Annotated in this window: 20 protein-coding genes; 14 read left to right on the forward strand and 6 right to left on the reverse strand. The window is 74.1% G+C overall.

The genetic code is table 11. From position 1 onward, the window contains the following. Positions 1 to 17 precede the first annotated feature (17 nt). Positions 18 to 2,768 carry a DEAD/DEAH box helicase gene (locus tag ACWEN6_RS34750; RefSeq protein ID WP_354852811.1) on the forward strand — a complete coding sequence of 917 codons (2,751 nt, stop codon included), beginning with the start codon at positions 18 to 20 and terminating at the stop codon, positions 2,766 to 2,768. Between the two features lie 204 nt (positions 2,769 to 2,972). Here ACWEN6_RS34750 and ACWEN6_RS34755 read toward each other — a convergent pair whose 3' ends face one another. The 4 genes from ACWEN6_RS34755 to ACWEN6_RS34770 are packed head-to-tail and all read right to left on the reverse strand — an operon-like array spanning position 2,973 to position 7,116. Beyond that, a complete protein-coding gene (locus ACWEN6_RS34755; protein WP_354926025.1) occupies positions 2,973 to 4,394 on the reverse strand; it encodes an RNB domain-containing ribonuclease in 1,422 nt (473 codons plus the stop codon). 11 nt (positions 4,395 to 4,405) lie between these two features. After that, a complete protein-coding gene (locus tag ACWEN6_RS34760) occupies positions 4,406 to 5,311 on the reverse strand; it encodes a 5'-3' exonuclease (protein WP_452576286.1) in 906 nt (301 codons plus the stop codon). 29 nt (positions 5,312 to 5,340) lie between these two features. Then, complete coding sequence (locus ACWEN6_RS34765; RefSeq protein WP_452576288.1) at positions 5,341 to 6,411, reverse strand: LLM class flavin-dependent oxidoreductase; 1,071 nt, start codon at positions 6,409 to 6,411, stop codon at positions 5,341 to 5,343. 51 nt (positions 6,412 to 6,462) lie between these two features. Beyond that, the gene (locus ACWEN6_RS34770; protein WP_452576290.1) at positions 6,463 to 7,116 is read right to left on the reverse strand and encodes an NADPH-dependent F420 reductase; all 654 of its coding nucleotides are present in this window, start codon (positions 7,114 to 7,116) and stop codon (positions 6,463 to 6,465) included. 329 nt (positions 7,117 to 7,445) lie between these two features. Here ACWEN6_RS34770 and ACWEN6_RS34775 point away from each other — a divergent pair, with 329 nt between their 5' ends. Together ACWEN6_RS34775 and ACWEN6_RS34780 are read left to right on the forward strand one after the other, a co-directional pair. Continuing rightward, positions 7,446 to 8,561 carry a M24 family metallopeptidase gene (locus ACWEN6_RS34775; protein WP_452576292.1) on the forward strand — a complete coding sequence of 372 codons (1,116 nt, stop codon included), beginning with the start codon at positions 7,446 to 7,448 and terminating at the stop codon, positions 8,559 to 8,561. Between the two features lie 105 nt (positions 8,562 to 8,666). Beyond that, positions 8,667 to 9,815 carry an acyl-CoA dehydrogenase family protein gene (locus ACWEN6_RS34780; protein ID WP_452576294.1) on the forward strand — a complete coding sequence of 383 codons (1,149 nt, stop codon included), beginning with the start codon at positions 8,667 to 8,669 and terminating at the stop codon, positions 9,813 to 9,815. Positions 9,816 to 9,902: 87 nt separating this feature from the next. On the opposite strand, the gene ACWEN6_RS34785 is transcribed toward ACWEN6_RS34780, so the two are convergent. After that, a complete protein-coding gene (locus ACWEN6_RS34785; RefSeq protein ID WP_452576296.1) occupies positions 9,903 to 10,805 on the reverse strand; it encodes an alpha/beta hydrolase fold domain-containing protein in 903 nt (300 codons plus the stop codon). Positions 10,806 to 11,343: 538 nt separating this feature from the next. Between ACWEN6_RS34785 and ACWEN6_RS34790 the strand changes: the two genes are divergently transcribed. From ACWEN6_RS34790 to ACWEN6_RS34830, 9 genes are read left to right on the forward strand one after another with little or no spacing between them, the layout of a single operon-like run. Next, complete coding sequence (locus ACWEN6_RS34790; protein WP_452576298.1) at positions 11,344 to 12,279, forward strand: aliphatic sulfonate ABC transporter substrate-binding protein; 936 nt, start codon at positions 11,344 to 11,346, stop codon at positions 12,277 to 12,279. Continuing rightward, positions 12,276 to 13,034: an ABC transporter permease gene (locus ACWEN6_RS34795; RefSeq protein WP_354852830.1), complete on the forward strand. Its 759-nt coding sequence runs from the start codon at positions 12,276 to 12,278 to the stop codon at positions 13,032 to 13,034. Before ACWEN6_RS34790 ends, ACWEN6_RS34795 begins: the two co-directional genes overlap by 4 nt. Beyond that, positions 13,007 to 13,738 (forward strand): ABC transporter ATP-binding protein, encoded by a 732-nt coding sequence (locus ACWEN6_RS34800; RefSeq protein WP_452576300.1) that lies wholly within the window; start codon positions 13,007 to 13,009, stop codon positions 13,736 to 13,738. Before ACWEN6_RS34795 ends, ACWEN6_RS34800 begins: the two co-directional genes overlap by 28 nt. Next, the gene (locus tag ACWEN6_RS34805) at positions 13,735 to 13,923 is read left to right on the forward strand and encodes a hypothetical protein (RefSeq protein WP_452576302.1); all 189 of its coding nucleotides are present in this window, start codon (positions 13,735 to 13,737) and stop codon (positions 13,921 to 13,923) included. Before ACWEN6_RS34800 ends, ACWEN6_RS34805 begins: the two co-directional genes overlap by 4 nt. Next, positions 13,920 to 14,153: a hypothetical protein gene (locus ACWEN6_RS34810; RefSeq protein ID WP_452576304.1), complete on the forward strand. Its 234-nt coding sequence runs from the start codon at positions 13,920 to 13,922 to the stop codon at positions 14,151 to 14,153. Before ACWEN6_RS34805 ends, ACWEN6_RS34810 begins: the two co-directional genes overlap by 4 nt. Beyond that, complete coding sequence (locus ACWEN6_RS34815) at positions 14,087 to 14,863, forward strand: DUF58 domain-containing protein (protein WP_452576306.1); 777 nt, start codon at positions 14,087 to 14,089, stop codon at positions 14,861 to 14,863. Before ACWEN6_RS34810 ends, ACWEN6_RS34815 begins: the two co-directional genes overlap by 67 nt. After that, positions 14,860 to 15,717, forward strand: coding sequence for a VWA domain-containing protein (locus tag ACWEN6_RS34820; RefSeq protein ID WP_452576308.1), 858 nt, complete (start codon positions 14,860 to 14,862; stop codon positions 15,715 to 15,717). Before ACWEN6_RS34815 ends, ACWEN6_RS34820 begins: the two co-directional genes overlap by 4 nt. Continuing rightward, the gene (locus ACWEN6_RS34825; protein ID WP_452576310.1) at positions 15,711 to 15,848 is read left to right on the forward strand and encodes a hypothetical protein; all 138 of its coding nucleotides are present in this window, start codon (positions 15,711 to 15,713) and stop codon (positions 15,846 to 15,848) included. The genes ACWEN6_RS34820 and ACWEN6_RS34825 overlap by 7 nt, the downstream gene beginning before the upstream one ends. 18 nt (positions 15,849 to 15,866) lie before the next feature. Next, positions 15,867 to 16,157: a hypothetical protein gene (locus ACWEN6_RS34830; protein WP_452576312.1), complete on the forward strand. Its 291-nt coding sequence runs from the start codon at positions 15,867 to 15,869 to the stop codon at positions 16,155 to 16,157. Between the two features lie 6 nt (positions 16,158 to 16,163). Here ACWEN6_RS34830 and ACWEN6_RS34835 read toward each other — a convergent pair whose 3' ends face one another. Beyond that, on the reverse strand, positions 16,164 to 17,084 hold the full coding sequence (locus ACWEN6_RS34835; protein WP_452576314.1) for a D-alanyl-D-alanine carboxypeptidase family protein: 921 nt from the start codon (positions 17,082 to 17,084) through the stop codon (positions 16,164 to 16,166). A gap of 527 nt (positions 17,085 to 17,611) precedes the next feature. Here ACWEN6_RS34835 and lanL point away from each other — a divergent pair. Then, positions 17,612 to 20,464, forward strand: a complete 2,853-nt coding sequence (lanL, locus tag ACWEN6_RS34840; RefSeq protein WP_452576316.1) for a class IV lanthionine synthetase LanL — start codon at positions 17,612 to 17,614, stop codon at positions 20,462 to 20,464. Between the two features lie 197 nt (positions 20,465 to 20,661). Further along, a complete protein-coding gene (locus ACWEN6_RS34845; RefSeq protein ID WP_452576318.1) occupies positions 20,662 to 20,799 on the forward strand; it encodes a hypothetical protein in 138 nt (45 codons plus the stop codon). The last annotated feature ends 53 nt before the right edge of the window (positions 20,800 to 20,852 follow it).

Raw genomic sequence — 20,852 nt, forward strand, 5'->3', positions numbered from 1 at the left:
TCGGTAGGCTGAAGTGCATGACGACGCCTGCGGAACGCTATGCCGCATTCCGTGAGAAGCACGCCGCCGGCGGGCCCGCCCTCACCTCCTTCCGAGGCCTGTACGACTTCGAGCTGGACGAGTTCCAGCTCGACGCGTGCCGGGCCCTGGAGGCCGGTGACGGCGTGCTCGTGGCGGCCCCGACGGGCTCGGGCAAGACCGTCGTGGGCGAGTTCGCGGTGCACCTCGCTCTGGAGCAGGGCAGCAAGTGTTTCTACACGACGCCGATCAAGGCGCTGTCCAACCAGAAGTTCAACGACCTGGCGCGCCGCTACGGGGCCAAGAAGGTCGGGCTGCTCACCGGCGACAACAGCGTCAACGGTGACGCGCCGATCGTCGTGATGACCACCGAGGTGCTGCGCAACATGCTCTACGCCGGCTCCTCGACCCTCGCGGGGCTGAGCCACGTGGTCATGGACGAGGTGCACTACCTCGCCGACCGCTTCCGCGGCGCCGTGTGGGAGGAGGTCATCATCCACCTGCCCGAGTCGGTGCGCGTGGTGGCCCTGTCGGCCACGGTGAGCAACGCCGAGGAGTTCGGCGAGTGGCTGGGGGAGGTCCGCGGCGACACCACGGTGATCGTGGACGAGCACCGGCCCGTGCCGCTGTGGCAGCACATGCTGGTCGGCGACCGGCTGTACGACCTGTTCGTCGACGAGGACAACCGGCCGCGCATCAACCCGAGCCTGATGCGCATCTCGCGGGACGAGCAGCGCCTGGCGCAGGCGCGCGGCCGCCGCGGCTACTCCCGGCCGCGCCGTTCGGCCAACTCCGTCAGCCGCTCCGACGCCATCGAGAAGCTCGACTCGGAGGGGCTGCTGCCCGCCATCACCTTCATCTTCTCCCGGGCCGGCTGCGACGCCGCCGTCCTGCAGTGCCTGCACGCCGGCATCCGGCTCACCACCGACAGCGAGCGCCACGAGATCCGCACGATCGTCGACGAGCGCACCGCCCACCTGCCCGACGAGGACCTGTCGGTGCTGGGGTACCTGGAGTGGCGCGACTGCCTCGAACGCGGCCTGGCCGCCCACCACGCCGGCATGCTCCCCGCCTTCAAGGAGGTCGTCGAGGAGCTGTTCACCCGCGGCCTGGTCAAGGCGGTGTTCGCCACCGAGACCCTCGCGCTCGGCATCAACATGCCCGCGCGGTCGGTCGTCATCGAAAAGCTCGACAAGTGGAACGGCGAGACCCACGCCGACCTCACCCCCGGCGAGTACACCCAGCTCACCGGGCGGGCGGGCCGGCGCGGCATCGACGTCGAGGGCCACGCCGTGGTCGCCTGGCAGCCCGGCATGGACCCGGTGGCGGTGGCGGGCCTGGCCAGCACCCGCACCTACCCGCTGCGCTCCAGCTTCCGCCCCTCCTACAACATGGCCGTCAACCTGGTCGGCCAGGTCGGCAGGGAGCGGGCCCGCACCCTGCTGGAGTCCTCCTTCGCCCAGTTCCAGGCCGACCGGGCGGTCGTCGGCATCGCCAAGCAGGTGCGGCGCGCCGAGGAGGCGCTGGAGGGCTACGCCGAGGCGATGACCTGCCACCTGGGCGACTTCCAGGAGTACGCGCGCATGCGCAGGGAGCTGTCGGACCGCGAGTCCGACCTGTCGCGCCAGCGCGGTACGGCCCGGCGGGCGCAGGCCGTGCGGTCCCTGGAGGCGCTCAAGCCCGGCGACGTGATCCGCGTCCCCGGCGGCAGGCGCGCGGGCCTGGCGGTCATCCTGGACCCGGGACTGACCATGCGCACCGAGGGGCCCTCGCCGCTGGTGCTGACCATCGGCAAGCAGGTCAAGCGGCTGTCGGCCGCGGACTTCCCGGTGCCGGTCGAGCCGGTGGAGCACCTGCGCATCCCCAAGGGCTTCAACCCGCGGGCGCCCAAGGACCGCGCGAACCTGGTGGCCACCCTGCACGCCAAGATCGGCGACCGCGACCTGGGCCGTCCGGTGCGGGTCCGCGACCACGACGCCGACACCATGGCCGGCCGGGGCTCGGCCCCCGGCACTCCTGAGTGGGAGATCGCCGAGCTGCGCCGCCGGCTGCGCGCCCACCCCTGCCACGGCTGCGACCAGCGCGAGGACCACGCCCGCTGGGCCGAGCGCTACCACAAGCTGCTGCGCGAGACCGAGGGCCTGCGCCGGCGCGTCGAGAGCCGGTCCCACGTGATCGCCCGCACCTTCGACCGCGTGTGCGGGGTGCTCGACCAGCTCGGCTACCTGGAGGGCGAGGCCGTCACGCCCGAGGGCCGCAGGCTCGCCCAGCTGTACACCGAGCTGGACCTGCTCACCTCCGAGTGCCTGCGGGCCGGCATCTGGGACGATCTGGACCCGGCCGAGCTGGCCGCGTGCGTGTCGTCGCTGGTGTTCGAGTCCCGCCAGGCCGACGACGCGCGCCAGCCCAAGATCCCGGCCGGCGGGGTCAAGGAGTCGCTGGCGGCCATGGTGCGCATCTTCGCCGAGCTGGAGGACATCGAGCGCGACCACGGGTTGTCGTTCGTCCGCGAGCCCGACTTCGGGTTCGCCTGGGCGGCCTTCCGCTGGGCGAAGGGGCACAGCCTGGACGCCGTGCTCACCGACGGCGACCTGGCGGCCGGCGACTTCGTCCGCTGGGCCAAGCAGCTCATCGACCTGCTCGACCAGGTGGGCAAGGCGGCGCCGCACAACAGCAAGGTGCGGCACAACGCCGGCAAGGCCATCGACTCCCTGCGCCGCGGCGTCGTCGCCTACTCCTCGGTCGCCTGAGGCCCGTTCCCCCGGTCGTCCGAGGCCCGTCCCGAGCGTCCGGGGGCCGTTCCCGGTCGCCTGACGGCGGCTCCCCGGTCGAGCCTGACGGCGGCTCCCCGGTCGGCGGGGGCGCGGGCCGTCCCCGGCGGCCGGGGTGCTCGCCGGCCGGGCGGAGGTGGAGCGCACCTCGCCGGTGGAGCGAGGGGACGACGGTCCCGCCGGTCAGGCGAGGGTGAAGCGGACCTCGCGGGTGAGCAGGTCGGCGCGGGTGAGGCGCACCTGGACCTTCTCGCCCAGGGGCAGGCCGTCGCCGTCGCAGCGGGCCACGACGGCCGGGTCGGCGACCTGGACGACGCCGCCCGGCCGGCCGTCCTCGACGTCCACCACGACCGCGTCGAAGGTCTGGCCGACCCGGTCGCGCAGCACGAAGGCCTCCACCAGGTCCACGCAGGCCCGCTCGGCGGCGGACGCGCGGCGCCCGCTGCCCGCCATGAGGGCCGGCAGCTCGGACAGGGCCTGCTGGACCGGCTCGGGGACCGGCACCCCGGCGGCCACCGACAGGCACACCTCGGTGCCGTACCGGTCGACCAGGCGGCGCAGGGGAGCGGTGACGTGGGCGTACGGCGCGGCGACGGCGGCGTGCGAGGCGTCCTTGGGCGGCTCGCCGTTGAAGGCGGTGTACCCGGCCCCGCGCAGCAGCACCGTCGCCTCCTTCAGGAACGCGGCGCTCCCGGGCGTCCCGGGGTCCAGGGCCGCCACGGCCTGTCCGAAGCCGGCGCCGTCGGGCCAGGCCACTCCGAGGGCGGAGGCGATCCTGCGCACCCGCGCGACGGTCTCCGGCGGCGCGGGCGGCAAGGTGCGAAGGACGCCCATCTCGGCGTCGAGCATCATCGCCGCCGCGGCCATGCCGGTCATCAGGGAGATCTGCGCGTTCCACGTCTCGGCGGGCAGCGGCGTGCGGAACTCCACCCGGTAGCCGTCCCCGTGCGCGACGACCTCCTGCTCGGGGGTCGGCAGGGAGACCCCGCCGCGCTCCTGTTCGAGCGCCAGGCGCAGCCCGCCGACCACGGGCAGCAGCCGCAGCGTCCCGTCGGCGGTGCCGGTGTCGACCGCGGCCTGGACGTAGTCGTAGTCGAGCCGCTCGCGGCTGCGCACCAGGGCCCGCGACACGTCGGCGCCGATGGTGCGCCCGTCGGAGTCCAGGTCGAGGCACCACAGCGCCGCCGGCCGGACGACGCCGGGCAGCAGGCTGGCCGCGCCCTCCGACAGCACGGGCGGGTGCAGCGGCACCCGCTCGTCGGGCATGTACAGCGTCTCGCCGCGCCGCCTGGCCTCGTCGTCGATCGCGCCGCCCGGCCGCACGAAGGAGGCGACGTCGGCGATGGCGTACCAGACCCGGAAGCCGCGGGGACGCTCCTCGATGCACAGCGCCTGGTCCAGGTCCATCGACCCGGCCGGGTCGACGGTCAGCAGGGGAAGGTCGGTGCGGTCGGGCAGGGACGGCGCCGGCGTGGCGGCGGCCTGGGCGGCCTCCTCCAGGGTCGGCGGGGGGAACGCCTCGGGCAGCCGAAGCTCGTCGCGGATGCGTTCGAAGCCCTCCGCGAGGCGGGGAGCACCGGACGCATGAATCGTCGTATGACTCACAATCAGGGATCTTATGCGGCAAGCACGGCGAGCAGCCTATTCAGCGGGCCGTCCAGGCCATAGCGGTCGGCCAACTCGACCAGTGCCTCGGGGTCGCGAGGCGCGACCGGCCGGGCGATCGGCACCTCCGGCAGAGGCGTGTCGTGGGCCACCTTGACCACCGCGAGCGCGACGGCGAGGTAGTCGCGCGCCTTGTCGAGCTTGAGGCGGCTGCCCGCCGGGAAGCCGTCGACGACCCCGTCGTCCAGCGCGGCGAGCATGGCCTCCAGCGAGCCGAACCGGGTGATCAGGGCGGCGGCCGTCTTGTCGCCGACCCCCGGCACGCCGGGCAGCCCGTCGCTGGGGTCTCCGCGCAGGGTGGCGAAGTCGGCGTACCCGCGGCCGGGGATGCCGTACTTGGCGCTGACCTGCGCCTCGTCGATCGCCTGCAGGTTACGAATGCCCTTTATCGTGTAAAGGACGCGGCACGGGCGCTTGTCGTCGACCAACTGGAACAGGTCGCGGTCTCCGGTGACGATGTCGATGGCCCCGCTCGCCCTGAAGGTGTAGGTGCCGATGACGTCGTCGGCCTCGTACCCCGGCACTCCGACCCGGGCGATGCCGACCGCGTCGAGCACTTGCTCGATCACCGGCACCTGGGGTGCCAGGGTGTCGGGCACCTCCTCCTCGTGCCCGGTGGCGACCCGGTGGGCCTTGTAGGACGGGATCGCCGCCACGCGGAACGCGGGACGCCAGTCGGCGTCCATGCAGGCCACCAGCTCGTCGGGGCCGTGGGCGCGCACCAGCGTGGCGATCATGTCGATCAGGCCCCGGACGGCGTTGACCGGCATGCCGTCGGGGGCGGTCATCGACTCGGGGACGCCGTAGTAGGCGCGGAAGTACAGCGATGGGGTGTCGAGCAGCATCAACCCTGGCATGGGCCCATCCTTCCAGCACCCGCCCCCGCTCACGCCAGGAGTTCGCGCACGCGCGGGGCGACCTTGGTGCCGAAGAGCTCGATGTTCTTCATGAGCGAACGGTGGGAGAGCCCGCCCATGGCGTACTTCAGCTCGAAGCGGCCGGCGTCGAGCGCGCGCAGATTCGCCGCGATCTTCTGGGCGACGGTCTCCGGGGATCCGACGTAGAGCGCCCCGTGCGGCCCGACCTCGCGCAGGAACGACTGCTTGGTCGGGACGGTGAACCCCCGGGTCCTGGCGGCGTTCCGGATGACCGCCAGGTAGTTGGGCCAGAACTCCTCCAGCGCCTCCTCGTCGGTCGCGGCGACGTGCCCGGGGGAGTGCACCCCGATGGGCAGGGCGGCGCGTCCCGACTCCGCGAGGGCCTGCCGGAACAGCCGCGAGAAGGGGGCGAAGCGGGCCGGGGGCCCGCCGATGATCGCCAGCATGAGCGGGAAGCCCAGACGCGCGGCGCGCAGGACCGACTGAGGGCTGCCGCCGACGCCGATCCACGCCGGGAAGGGCCCGTCCTCGGCGTGCGGCACGACCTCCTGGTCGACGAGCGGGGCGCGGGTCCTGCCCTTCCAGGTGATCCGCCCTCCCTTGAGCAGCTCGGCGAACAACTGGGTCTTCTCCTCGAACAGCTCCTCGTAGTCGGCGAGGTCGTAGCCGAACAGCGGGAAGGAGTCGACGCTGGAGCCGCGTCCGAGGATGACCTCCGCCCGGCCGCCGGAGACGGCGTTCAGCGTGGAGTAGCGCTGGAACACCCGGACGGGGTCGTCGGAGCTGAGGACCGTGACCGCCGACCCGAGCCGGACGCGGGTCGTGCGGGCGGCGATCGCCGCGAGCACCACGTCGCCCGCCGACAGCGGGAAGTCGCCGGTGTGGTGCTCCCCGATCCCGAAGAAGTCCAGTCCCACCTGGTCGGCGAGGACGCCCTGCTCCACGATGTCGCGGATCGTCTGGGCGTGGGACAGCGGGCGGCCGTCGTCGCCACTGGTGACGTCGCCGAAGGTGTCCAGGCCGATCACCAGGGGGCGCGGTCCGGATCGGTCGTCGGTGGCGGAGGCGGTCGTGGTCATGTCGCGTCTTTTCTGTCCGGTAATCGATCAGGGTCAGGGGCGGGGGATGCTTCAGGCGGCTTCGGCGTCCAGGGCGCGTTCGAACTCACTCCGGCGTAGCGACGCCCCGAAGACCGGCCCGCCGGGCTGGAACAGACGGCCGGCGCGCAGAGTGTCCAGCCGGACGGCGTCGTAGCCGATGCGCTCGATGACCTCCGCCACGACGCCCACGGCCGCAGGGTCGTCGCCGGCGACGCCGAGCGCGTGGCGTTCGGGCGAGCCGACCGGCCGGCGCTCCTCTTCGAGTTCGTGGTAGCCGATGTGGTTGAGGGTCTTGACGACCGTCGACCTGGACAGTCGCCGCTGGACGATCTCGCTGCTGCCGTACCGGCGGTCCTCGAACGGCTCCTGGACGCCGTCGGTGGGCGGCCAGTAGTTCATCGTGTCGACGACGAGCCTGCCGGCCACCAGGGCGGGGTCCAGTGCCGCGAACCTGTGCAGCGGGATCGAAAGGATCACCAGGTCGGCGTCCGCGACGGCGTCGGCGGCCCAGCGGGGTTCGGCTCCGGGCACCAGCACGCCGGCGATGAGGGCGATCTTCTCCGGGTCGCCGGAGGCGGAGATCGTCACCGGGTGGCCGGCGGCGATCGCGACCCGCGCGATCGCGGGGCCGACGTGCCCGGCGCCGAGCACGGCGATGCGCGGGGGCGAGGCTCCGCCGATCATGAGAATCCCTCCTTGGCGGGAACGGCGGACCGTTCCGGGTGGAGCTGGTCGCGAGGACGCCGGCGAGAGCGTCGAACCGCTCGGGGGTCAGGGCTTTGACAGAAGTGGCTCGTGACGGCCCTCATGTCGGAGGGCCGCTCCGCCCCAACTCCTTGACGAGTCAAGCATATCAGGTAGTTGCGGCGTCAAGTGTTGATGCGTCAACCATTGAGGCGACCGTGATGGCGGGCGGGCGTGGGTTCGGCGGCCGGCCGCCGGGCGGGCGCGTCGTCGCGCCGCTGGGACAGGGGGGCGGACGGCCGTGAACGCGGTGCAATACATTGGTCGGTGTGACAACGACGTCCCTGGATCTCTACCCGGTGACGCGCGTGGCCGACGTGCGCGCCGCCACCGCCGCCGCCGGCATCGGCGCGCTGCTGCTGACCCCCGGCCCCGATTTGCGGTACGTCACCGGATACGACGCCCTTCCGCTGGAGCGGCTCACCTGCCTCGTGGTGCCCGCCGAGGGCGAGGCGTTCATGGTGGTGCCCCGGCTGGAGCTGCCGGCCGCCGAGCACTCCCCGGCCTCCCGGCTCGGCCTGGAGTTCGTCGCCTGGGATGAGACCGACGACCCCTACGCCCTGGTCGCGCGCCGGGTCGGCGCGGTGGCCACCGTGGGGCTGGCCGACCGCATGTGGGCGATGCAGTCGCTGCGCTTCCGCTCCGCCCTCCCCGGCGCCGAGCAGGTGCTGGCCGGGTCGGTGCTCAGGGAGCTGCGCATGCGCAAGAGCCCCGCCGAGGTCGCCGCCCTGCGCGAGGCCGGCGCCGCCATCGACGCCGTCCACGCCCAGGTCCCCGGTCTGCTCAAGGAGGGCCGCACCGAGCGCGAGGTCGGCAGGGACATCGCCGAGGCCATCCTCGCCGCCGGGCACTCCACCGTCGACTTCGTCATCGTCGGCTCGGGCCCCAACGGCGCGAGCCCGCACCACGAGCTGTCCGACCGGGTCATCCAGGCCGGCGACCCGGTGGTGGTCGACATCGGCGGCCAGATGCCGAGCGGCTACTGCTCCGACTCCACCCGCACCTACAGCGTGGGAGAGCCCCCCGCCGACTTCTCGGCCTACTACGAGGTGCTGCGCCAGGCCCAGGAGGCCGCGTGCGCCGCCGTGCGGCCGGGCGTGCCGTGCGAGGCCGTCGACGCCGCCGCCCGCGAGATCATCGCCGACGCCGGGTACGGCGAGCGGTTCATCCACCGCACCGGCCACGGCATCGGGCTGGAGACCCACGAGGAGCCCTACATCGTCTCGGGCAACGCCGAGCCGCTGGCGCCCGGGTTCGCCTTCTCCGTCGAGCCGGGCGTCTACCTGCCCGGACGCCATGGCTCGCGCATCGAGGACATCGTCGTGTGCACCGAGACCGGCGGCGAGCGCCTCAACAACCGGCCCCACGACCTCGTCGTGGTCTGACCCAGGCCGACGCGTGCCCACCGTCCCGCCTCGCGACCTCCCCAGGAGGCCGTGCGGCGGGACGCCACTCCTCATCCCCGCCCCCCCGTGACCTGGAGTGCCGACATGACGGTCGACCGCGCCCTGCCCACGCCCGAAGCCCACGACCTGCTGGACCTCGTCCGGGAGATCATCACCAAGGACGTCGCGCCGCGCGCGGCCGGCGACGAGGCCGAAAGCCGCTTCCCCCGCGAGGTGTTCACCACCCTGGGCAGGGCCGGCCTGCTCGGGCTGCCCTACCCCGAGGAGCACGGCGGCGCCGCCCAGTCCTACGAGGTGTACCTGCAGGTGGTCGAGGAGCTGGCGGGCGCGTTCCTCGCCGTCGGCCTCGGCGTCTCCGTGCACACCCTGTCGTGCTTCCCCCTGGCCGCCTACGGCGCGCAGGACAGGCGGGCCGACCTGCTGCCCGCCATGATCGGCGGCGAGCTGCTCGGCGCGTACTGCCTGTCGGAACCGCAGTCCGGCTCCGACGCCGCCGCCCTGACCACCCGGGCCCAGGCCGCCGACGGCGGGTACGTCGTGGACGGCGTCAAGGCGTGGACCACCCATGGCGGCGTGGCCGACTTCTACACCCTGATGGCGCGCACCTCCGGCGACGGCGCCCGGGGCATCTCCTGCTTCCACGTACCGGCGGACACGCCCGGGCTGTCGTTCGGCCGGCCCGAGCGCAAGATGGGCATGCGCTCCTCCCCGACGGCCCAGGTGCGCCTGGACGGGGTGCGACTCGGGCCCGAGGCGCTGATCGGCGGCGAGGGGGAGGGCTTCCGCATCGCCATGGCCGCCCTGGACGGGGGACGGCTCGGCATCGCCGCCTGCGCCGTCGGCGTCGCCCAGGCCGCCCTGGACACCGCCGTCTCCTACGCCCGCGAGCGCCGCCAGTTCGGCAGGCGCATCGCCGACTTCCAGGGGCTGGGCTTCCTGCTCGCCGACATGGCCACCCAGATCGCCGCCGCCCGCTCCCTGTACCTGGACGCCGCCCGCCTGCGCGACGCGGGCCGTCCGTACGGCACCCGCGCGGCGATGGCGAAGCTGTTCGCCACCGACGCCGCCATGAAGATCACCACCGACGCCGTGCAGGTCCTCGGCGGCTACGGCTACGTCGAGGACTTCCCGGCCGAACGCCTCATGCGGGAGGCCAAGGTCCTGCAGATCGTCGAGGGCACCAACCAGATCCAGCGCCTGGTCATCTCCCGCGCCCTCACCAAGGAAAGCTGAACCCGGCGCTCCCTCGGAGCCGGGGTCGTGCGACCGTCGTTCCCGGTGAGCCCGCGGGCGGGCTCACCGGCGTGCGGCCGTCCGGGCCTAGGGGAGGCGGAGCTTGGGGCGGACCCACTGGGCCAGTTTGCCGATGGCGTCGTCGGACACCTTCGAGCGTCCGGCGGCCATCTGGAAGGTGTGCAGCTGGCCGGGGAAGACCTCGATCTCGGCGTCCACGCCGGCCGCGCGGGCGTTGCCGGCGAGCCGGCGGGCCTCACCGAGCAGCGTCTCGTCGCCGCCCGCCTGGATGTAGATCGGCGGCAGGCCGCTCAGATCGGCGTGGAGCGGGCTCGCCAGCGGATCCTTGGGGTCGGCGCCGCCCAGGTACAGGTACGCCAGGATCTCCACGACCTCCTTGTAGAAGAACTCCTCGGTCGCGCGGTTGGTGTCGAAGGTCTCCTCGCCGACCGTCATGTCGACCCACGGGGAGAGCAGCATCAACGCGGCGGGGAGGGGAAGGCCGAGCTCGCGGGCGCGCAGGATCGCCGCCAGGGACACCCCGGCGCCGAGCGAGTCGCCGGCGAGTGCGATGTGCCCGGCGTCGAAACCCTGGTCGAGCAACCCGCGGTAGGCGGTGACGGTGTCCTCGACCGGCACGGGATAGGCCGTCCGGTGGTAGCCGGTGATCAGCGCGCGGACGCCGGAGGCCTTGGCCAGGTGGCCGAACATCTTGCGGTGGGTGTAGATCGAGCCGCTGACGCCGCCGCCGCCGTGCACGCTGAGGATCACGCGGTCCTCGGGGCTGTGTTTCGGGACCGCCCACAGCGCGGGCAGGCCGGCCACCTCGGTCTCCAGGTAGTCCAGGCCGCCGGGGTCGGTCGTCAGGCCGGGCCAGTAACGCTCGACCCGTTCGCGGATCTCCTCGGGAGTCTGGTCAGGGTCGTCCTGGGCCGCCCGCGTCATGCCGCGCCAGTGGTCCCTGACGATGTCCGGTTTCCTACGCGCCATCGTGTGGTCCTTCCGCGAGGTGGGGTGTGAGATGTCGCGTGCGGCGGATCGCCGGCTCGGCGGGTCCGTCCGCGACGCGCGAGGGGACCGGCCCGGTGACTCCTGTTCGGTGACTCCGGCCCGGTTCCCGTTCGGTGCCGCCGCCTTCGCCGGCGGCGGCCTTCCTCTCCACCGACGCGGCACGCGTGCCGATTCGGACACCTGCCTCCTCGGAAAGACCCGGAGCGATTCGCCGCAACCGCAGCCTGCAGTCGGTCTCCTACAGCTGACCGTCCGGGGGCCGTCCCAGGGAGGGCGGGGTCGTCCGCGAGCCCGAGGCGCGCCGCGCCGCTCGCGCGGGCCCCGCCCTGCGGGGCGCATTCGCCAGGTGGGCCCCATCCCGCGCCGGGAGCACGTCGTTCGTCGGTTCGCCATCCCGGGTGGACGTCGTCGCCTCGCCGAAAAGGGTCGGGACCGAAATCCCTACTTACCCTATACAAAAGGTAGGTTATTGGGCATACTTGCGGCCGTTTGCTGTGTTCCACCCAAGGAGCCCCCCATGCGCCGCATCATCCACCTCTTCGGCGTGCTCGCCCTCGTCGGCGGTCTGTCCGCCTGCGGGGGAGGTGAGACGAAGGCCGACAAGGAGCACCTGCGCGTCGGCTACCAGCGGTTCGGCGGGCAGAGCCTGCTCAAGGCCAAGGGGTCGGCCCCGGACGCCACCTGGTCGCTGTTCGAGAGCGGCCCCGCGTTGACCGAGGCGCTCAAGGCCGGCGCCATCGACATCGGCCAGACCGGCGAGGCCCCGCCGATCTTCGCCGCGGCCGGCGGCACCAAGTTCAAGATCATCGCGACCTCCCGGCCGGTGCCGAAGGGCGAGGCCGTCCTGGTCAAGGAGAAGAGCGGCTTCACCTCCTTCAAGGACCTCAAGGGCAAGAAGGTCGCGCTCAACAAGGGGTCCAACGTCAACTGGCTGCTGGTCAAGCTCCTCGAGGCCAACGGCATGAAGATCACCGACATCGAGGTCCAGTACCTCAAGCCGGCCGAGGCCCGTCCCGCGTTCGACAACGACCAGGTCGACGCCTGGATCATCTGGGACCCGTACTTCTCCCTCGCCGAGCGCCCGGGCGTGAAGGTCCTGGCCGACGCCACGGGCCTTGCCAACAACCGCGAGTACCTGCTGGCCTCGCCGGAGATCCTGAAGAACAGGCCCGACGCGGTCCGCGCGTACCTCAAGGTCTACCGCGAGGTCACCGACTGGGGCATCGCCCACCCCGAGGAGCGCGTCAAGCTGCTCGCCCCCGAGCTGAAGATCCCCGAGGACGTCGCCCGCCGCGCCCTGGCCCGCAGCGCCCAGCCGCTCGCGCCGGTGGACGCCGCGGTCGGCGAGGAACTCCAGCAGATCGCGGACGGCTTCGCCGGCCTCGCCCTCATTCCCGCCAAGGTCGACGTCAAGTCCCTCATCGACCCGAGCTTCCTGGACATCTTGCAGTGAGGCTCAGGCCACGGCGGCTGATCACCCCGATCGTGCTCGTCGCCGGATGGGAGGGCGCCGCCCGGGCCGGCGTCCTCCCGCACGACAAGCTCCCCGCGCCGAGCGAGGTCGCGGCGGCGGCCTGGCGGCTGTCCCTGGACGGAACCCTCGGCCTGCACCTGCTGGAATCCCTGGAACGGGCCGCCCTCGGGCTGCTCATCGGCGGCTCGCTCGCCTTGGTCCTGGGCGCGGTCGCGGGGTTGCTCCGGACCGGGGACGACCTGGTGGACCCGCCCGTTCAGGCCGCCCGGATGCTGCCGCATCTCGGGCTCGTCCCGCTGCTCATCATCTGGGTGGGCATCGGCGAGTCGCTCAAGATCTCCCTTGTAGCGCTGGGCGCGTTCTTCCCGATCTATCTCAACACCTACGCCGGCATCCGCGGCATCGACGAGAGGCTGGTCGAGGCCGCCCGCACGTGCGGTCTCACCCAGCTCGAGCGGATCAGGCACGTGGTGCTCCCGGGCGCGATGCCGTCGCTGTTCCTCGGCCTGCGGCTGGCGTTCGCCGCGGGATGGCTCAGCCTGGTCGTCGGCGAGCAGGTCAACGGGCAGAGCGGGCTGGGCTTCATGATGATGGAGGCCCGCGACTTCAGCCAGACGGAGATCGTCGTGCTGGGGCTGGTCGTCTACGCGTCCCTCGGCCTGCTGTCCGACCTGGCCCTGCGCACCGCTGAAAGGAGGACGCTGTCATGGCGTCGAGGCCTGCGAGCGTCGTAGCGGCCACCGGGATCCGCCGCGTGTTCGCCGGCACGACGGTCCTCGCCGGCGTCGACCTGCGGATCCGGCGCGGCGAGGTCGTCGCCCTGCTGGGGGAGAGCGGGTCGGGCAAGAGCACCCTCCTGCGGATCCTGGCCGGACTCGACCAGGAGGCCACCGGTGAGCTCACGACCACCGGGTCCAAGGCCGTGGTGTTCCAGGAGCACCGGCTGCTGCCCTGGAAACGGGTGGCCGACAACGTGGCGCTGGGCGTGCGCGGCCGCGACGCCCGCGAGCGCGCGAGGACGGCGCTGGAGGAGGTGGGGCTCGCCGACCGGAGCGGCGCCTGGCCTTCGGAGCTGTCCGGCGGGCAGTCCCAGCGCGTGGCCTTCGCCCGGGCCCTGGTCCGCGAGCCCGACCTGCTCCTGCTCGACGAGCCGTTCGGTGCGCTCGACGCGCTGACCAGGCTGAAGATGCAGGCCCTGTTCGGCAGGCTCCACGCCGGGCACGGCTTCGCCGCCCTGCTCGTGACCCACGACGTGGAGGAGGCGCTCCTGCTGGCCGACCGGCTCCTGGTCCTGGACCAGGGCCGCATCGCCGAGGAGATCGAGGTCGACCTCGGCCGCCCCCGCGCCGTCGACGTCCCGGGCTTCTCCGGCCTGCGCCGCCGCCTGCTCACCCTTCTCCACGTCCCCGTGGACCTCGAGGCGCCCATCTCGCCGTGACGGCTCGTCCGTGCCGGCCGTGCTCGGCGGCGACGCTCACGGCGGCCGAGGTCTTCACCAGGACCGGCCCGTCGGTGGTGGTCATCCGGGCCGGGCGGTCGCTCGGAACCGGGGTGATCGCGGCCGAGGACGGGACGATCCTGACGGCGAACCACGTCGTCAAAGGCACCAGGACGTCACCGTGACGTTCGCCGACGGCACCAGGGCCAAGGCCGCCGTCGCGTCGTCCGATCCCCGGCACGACGTCGCGACGCTCAAGCCCGCGGGGCTGCCGGAGATCGTCGTCCCGGCCACGCTCGGCGGCGCCGTCGCCGTGGGCGCGCCCGTCGCGCGTACCGCGGCGCCGGCGTGGACCTCACCAGGTTGCGCGCCTACCACGCCGGCGACGACGCCCGGCACATCGACTGGAACGTGACCGCCCGGCTGGACGAGCCGCACCTGCGGCTGTTCACCGAGGACCGCGAGCTGACGGTGTGGCTCGTGCTCGACCGTTCGGCCTCGATGGCGGCGGGCCCGCCGGGGCGCGGCAAGCACGACGTTCTGGCCGAGCTGGCGCTCGTCCTGGCCCGGCCGTTCGGCAGGGGCGGCAACCGCGTCGGCGCCCTGATGTTCGACACCGGGACGCCGCGCGTCGTCCCACCCGGCACCACCCGGCGGCACGCGCTGCGGATCGGCGCCGAGCTCGAACGCACCTCGGAGGCGCGCGGCGGCGCCACCACCGACCTGGCCGGGATGCTGGACGCGGCCGGGCGGCTCGCGCGCCGCCGCGCGCTGATCGTCGTGCTGTCGGACTTCATCGGCGACGGCGACTGGGAGCGCTCGCTCCAGCGCCTGGTCCGGCGGCACGAGGTCGTCGCCCTGCGGATCGTGGACGCCGCCGACGACACGCTGCCCGAGGCCGGGCTGATCGTCGTCGAGGACGCCGAGACCGGCGAGCAGCTCGTCGTCGACTCCGCCGACCCGCTGCTGCGGGCCCGCTTCCGCGCCGCCGTCGACGCCCGCGACGCCCGGCTCACGGCGGGCATGCGCCGGGCCGGGGTGCCCGTCCACCGCATCGGCACCGAACGCGACCTGGCCGAGGCGCTCGCCGAGGTCGTCGCCCGGACCCGGGACTGGTCGCCATGACCGGGCTCGCCGTCGCCGCCGCCGGACCGGCGGCCATGGTGCCGGTCCCGCGGACCGCCGGCACCGTCGTCCTGGCCATCGACGTCTCCGGCAGCATGGGCGCCGATGACGTCGCGCCGACCCGGCCGGCGGCCGTGCAGCGGGCGGCCCGCGCGTTCGTGGCGGCGCAGCCCGACAGCGTCGACATCGGAGTCGTCGCCTTCGAACGAGGCGCGCTGACCACCGCGCGGCCCGACGCCGACCACTCCATCGCGCTCGCGGCCATCGACCGCTTGAAGGTCTCCGGCGGCACCTCGCTGGGGACGGCCATCCTGGCCTCGCTGTCGGCGATCACCGGCAGGCCCGTGGCCCTCGGCCGGGACGACGCCGCGCCCGGCATCGGCTACTGGCCGTCGGCGACGATCGTGATGTTCTCCGACGGCCAGAACCAGGGCGCCGACGTCGGCCGGGCCGCCGCCGTGGCCCAGCGGGCGGGCGTCCACGTCCACACCGTCGGGGTCGGCACCGCGGCCGGGGCCACGGTGAAGGTCGACGGCTACCACCTGCGGACCTCGCTCGACGAGGACACCCTCACCTTGATCGCCCGCACGACCGGCGGCGCCTACCACCCGGCCTCGGACGCCGCGCGCCGCGCGCCCCCAGGCGTCGGGTGCCGGTGCCGAGGACCTCCGCGACGATCCTGCTCGCGCTCGACACCTCCGGCTCGATGTGCTCCACCGACGTCGCGCCCATCGGCCAGGCGGTGCTCACCTCGATCGACGCGATCGCCGAGGTCGACCCGTCGGTCGCCCCCACCGGCGCCGACCCCGGCAACGGCGGCGGCGGCGACGCCGCGGCCGCCATCGTCGTGCTGACCGACGGCGCCAACACCCAGGGCGTCGAGCCCCAGACCGCCGCGCGGGAAGCGGCCCTGCGTCGCATCCGCGTCTTCCCCATCGGGTTCGGCACCACCGCCCCCGCCCCGATGGTCTGCGACAACTCCTAGTTCGACGGCTACGGCGGCTTGGGCGGCTACGGCCGCGGCGGTCGCGGCGGCTTCGACAGGGGCCGCAACCCCCGCACGATCGACGAGCCCGCGCTCGAACGGATCGCCCGGACCACCGGCGGCACCTACCACCGCGCCGAGAACGCCGACCAGCTCCAGGCCGCCCTCAAGGCCCTGCCCAGCGGCTTCACCGTCGTCGACCGCCGAGTGGACGCCTCCGCCGTCTTCGCCGCCGCGGGCGGCGTCCTCATCACCACGGCCCTGTCCCTCACCCTGTGGTGGAACCGCCCCCGCCTCCCGGCCCGCTGAGGCGGATCAGGACGAGGTGGAGTCGTCCGCGGCCCAGTCCAGGAGGGACTCGGCGGTGGAGAAGCGGCGGCTGGAGACGTCCTCGCCGAGGATGACCCCGACCAGGCGGCGGCCGTCGCGGTCGGCGGCGAAGGTCAGGCAGTAGCCGGCCGCGTTGGTGAAACCGGTCTTGACGCCGAGCACGCCCGGGTCGCCGAGCAGGTGGTTGGTGTTGGTCCAGGTGTAGGCCCCGTGGCCGTCCGTCGCGTCCACCGAGTGGGTCTCGGTAGAGGTGACCTCGCGGAAGGTCGCGTCGCGCAGCGCCGCCGCGGCGAGGCGCGCCTGGTCGCGCGCGGTGGAGTAGCCGTCGCCGCCGGGCATCGGCAGCCCGTCGGGGTTGACGTACCGGGTGTCGGCCAGTCCGAGCCCGCGGGCGGTGGCGTTCATCTTGGCGACGAACCCCTCGACGCCGGGGCCGTAGGTGCGGGCCAGCGCGTGGGCGGCGTCGGCGCCCGAGGGCAGCATCAGGCCGTACAGCAGCTCGCCCACCGGAACCCGGTCGCCGGGGCGCAGGTCGGCGCTCGTGCCGCCGTTGTCGTCGGCGTGGCTCACGTCCGCGCCGGTGACCTGGACGACGTCGGTGAGCTTGGCCTCGCGAAGGACGACGTAGGCGGTCATGACCTTGGTCAGGCTCGCGATCGGCAGCCGGTCGGCGGCGTTCTCGTCGAGCAGCGCCTTGCCGGAGGAGGCGTCGAGCAGGAAGGTGGCGCGCCCGTAGACCTCCGGCGCCCGGCGCGCGGCGGCGGGGAGCGCCACGGGTACGGCGGCGGGGAGGACCGATCCGCCGGCGGCGGTCGTCCCGGTGGTCGTCCCGGTGGCCAGGACGGTGGCCGGGGGCGCGGACCGGGCGATGGCGGGAGTGGAAACGCCGCCGACCAGGGCGAACATGGCCGCGCATATGCCTGCGATTACGTTCCGATTACGCACGAGCCTCAGGCTGCCATGTCGGTGCGAGTGGTTTGAGCGGCCTTTAGGACATCCGGCCCAGGGTTTTACCAGGTCAGAGAACGGTATGGCCGTTCGGCGTGCTCCTCGTCGTGCACCGGCGGCGGTGGCCGCGCGTCACCGCCGGCCCGCGCATCCCGCAGGTGTTCTCCGGGGGCCCCGCACCCTCCCCGGCCTCCTGACGCCACGGAAACAGGGCGGCGTGCCGGTATTAGTACGCAGACAGAGCCCGGCCGGGGGCGTTGCATGGGGTGCGGCGGGGCCCGCGGCACGGGGAACAGGTCTGCGGGTCCCGCCGGCGGAGTCGTGGGGACGGCCTCGACCACGGTGCGGGCAAGCCCGTGGTGGCCGCGCGTTTGAGAACGGGGGTCCATGATGGGCGCTTGCCGCCGCCCGGCGCACGTGACGGGGGACGTCGCCCGAGCATTCCCGCCGGGGTGCGTTCACCGCGCCTCGGAGGGGGAGTCGCGGTGAACGCCCGGCCCCCGGCGAGCGGGGCGGAGGCCGCGCCGGCGCCCGGCGACCCCGCCGGGGACACGATCCTGGTGGACGTCGTGCGGGCGGTGCTGGAACGGCAGGGCGCGGACGGCCGGCGCGTCGAGCCCGGCGCGTTCTGGTGCTCGGTGCGGGGCGCCGGCGGGTCCCTGGCGCAGGGATGGAAGCTGCACCTGTCGGCGACTCCGCTGTCGGCCCCGCTGGTGCTGGCCGGGGCCGCCGCCGTGCTCGCACGGCACGGCTGCCCGTTCAAGTTCGCCGGCACCCTCGATCGGGTGGCCGAGCTGACCTCACCGCGGTACGACCGCGCCGCGGGCGGCAAGTTCATCACCGCCTACCCCGACGCCGACGACGAGCGCCTGCGCGCCCTGGCCGAGGAACTGCACCGCGCGACCGAGGGTCTGCCGGGGCCGGTGATCCTCTCCGACCGCTCCTACCGGCCCGGCAGCCTGGTGCACTACCGGTACGGGGCCCACCGCGGCCGGGTGACGCTCGGCAACGACGGCTCGCGCGTGGCGATGCTGGTCGCCCCGGACGGGTCGTACGTGCTGGACGAGCGCAGGCCCTGGTACGCCGCGCCGTCCTGGGCGCCGCGCGACCCCTTCGCCGCCGACCTCGCCCCGCCGGACGGGCCGTCCGAGCCGTCCGGGTCGCCGGGGCCGGGGGAGTCGCGGGCAGGGGACCGCGGCGCCGTCGAGGCGGTGCTCCTGGGCGGCCGGTACCTCGTCCACGGGGCCGTCCGCCACGCGCTCAAGGGCGGGGTGTTCGAGGCCGTCGACGAGCGCACCGGATCCGCGGTGATCATCAAGCAGGCCCGCAGGCACGTGGGCTCGACTCCGGGCGGCCTGGACGTCCGCGACGCCCTGCGGCACGAGGCGGCCATGCTGGAGCTGCTGGAGCCGTCCGGGATCACCCCGCTCACCGGCGGCCTGTTCGAGCAGCAGGGCGACCTGTTCCTGGTCCAGGAGGCGATCGCCGGGGTCACCCTGCGCGAATGGGTGCGCGCGATCCACGCGGAGACGGCCCGCGGCCAGGACGGCTCCTGGGGTCCGCCGCCGGGGCGGGCCCTGCGCGTCGCCGCCGAGCTGACCGGACTGGTGGCGCTCGTCCACGCCCGGGGCCTGGTGCTCCAGGACTTCAACCCCGGCAACGTGATGGTCGCCGGGGACGGCGGGCTGCGGCTCATCGACCTGGAACTGCTCGCCCGGCCGGGCGAGCCGGTGATGCGGGCCTGCACCCCGGGTTACGGCGCCCCCGAGCAGGGGACGCGCACCGGGTTCGGCTCCGCTCCCGCCCAGTCGGTGGATCTTCACGGGCTGGGGGCGACGCTGTTCCACCTGGTCACCGGCGCCGACCCCCGCCTGCCCGCCGACGACCCGCCGGGACGGCCGCTGCGCGAGCGCCTCGGGGCGTGGCTCGCCCACGCCTCCCGGGGCAATCCCGCCGCCGCCCGCCTGGCGCCGCTCATCCTCGCCCTCCTGCACGAGGACCCCGACCGCCGCCCCGGTCTCGCCGAGGTCCGTCGCGCCCTGTCCGTCCCGCCCGGCCCGCCGGACCTGCCCGGCGGCCGGGCGCGGGCCGCGGACGCCTCTCCGTCTTACGCGCAGAAGGAGCACGAAGACGGAGACCGCGGCGGCGACGGCCTCGGGCGGTTGCTGGACGACGGGCTCGCGCATCTGGTCGCCTCCATGGACACCTCGGCCGGGGAACGGCTGTGGCCGGCCGGAGGCTTCGGCGGGTCGGCCGACCCGTTCAACGTCCAGCAAGGCGCCGCCGGCGTGCTCGGCGTCCTGGTACGGGCGTACCGGGGCCGGCCGGACCCGGCGCTGCGCGAGGCCGTGGCCGCGGCGGCCGGATGGATCCGCCGCGGGGTGCCGCGGGAACCCCGCATGCTGCCCGGACTGTACTTCGGCCGCTCCGGCACCGCCTGGGCCCTGTTGGAGGCCGGCCGGGCGCTCGGCGACGACGACCTCGAACGGCTGGCCGCCGACCTGGCGCTGCGCGTCCCGCTGCGCTGGCCCAACCCCGACGTCTGCCACGGGACCTCCGGCGCGGGCCTGACCCAGCTGCGCTTCTGGGAGGTCACCGGCCGCGAGGTCTTCCTGGACCGGGCCCGCGAGGCCGCCGCGTCGGTCGCCGGCGCGGCCACGCGCGCGGACGGGCGGCTGCTGTGGCCGATCCCGCGCGACTTCGCCTCCACCCTGGCCGGCCTGGTCCACTACGGCTTCGCCCACGGCGTCGCCGGCAACGCCGCCTTCCTGCTCGCCGCGGGACGGGCGCTGCGCGAGCCGGCCTACGTGGAGCTGGCGGCCGAGGCGGCCGGCACGCTCGTCCGGGCGGCCCGCGTCGAGCGGGACGCCGCCTACTGGCCGGGCGGCGAGGGCGACGAACGGCCGCTGACGCACTGGTGCAGCGGCTCCTCGGGCGTCGGCACGTTCCTGGTGCGGATGTGGCGCGAGACCGGCGAGGAGGCCTTGCTGGACCTGGCGCGCGGCGCCGCCGTCGCCGTCCACCGCTCCCGGTGGCACGCGGGCGCCGGCCAGTGCCACGGCCTGTCCGGCGACGCCGAGTTCCTGCTGGACCTGGCCGAGATGGGCGGCGGCGGACGGCACCGGCGATGGGCCCTGGACCTGGCCGCCGCGATCGGCCTTCGGCACGCCCTGAGGGACGGGCGCATGGTCGTCCCCGGCGACCAGGACGCCGAGATGGCCGCCGGCTTCAACGTGGGCCTGTCAGGCGTGGTGGCCCTGCTGCTGCGGCTGCGCGACGGCGGGCCGCGCATGTGGCTGCCGGAGGTCCTCGCCGGGCCGGGTCCCGCCGCCCGCTGATCATCCGCGCGCTGATCATCCGCGTCCGCCGGTCCCGGCCGAGCGCGGCCCTGGGCGGGGCGGGACCATGCCCCGGCGGAACACCGGACATCGGAGGAGGTGGACCGATCGCGCGGGACGACGCGCACGACGGCACGACGGCGAGCACGTCCACGGCGACGGCGGCCGCGGCTACGATCCCGAAGGAGGCGACGGCGGTGACGACGGAGACCGACGTCCGGGCGTTGCAGGCCCTGCCCGCGGCCATGCATGGCATGCATGGCATGCCGCCCACCGGCCGGTGGCCCGGCGAGGACGCCTGCATGTACGACACGGCCTGCGAGTGGACGTGGTGAACACGGCGCGGACCGCCGGCGGCCGCCCGCCCGTGCCGCCTGCGCGCCGGTCA

The sequence above is a fragment of the Sphaerisporangium sp. NPDC004334 genome (genome assembly GCF_053602655.1).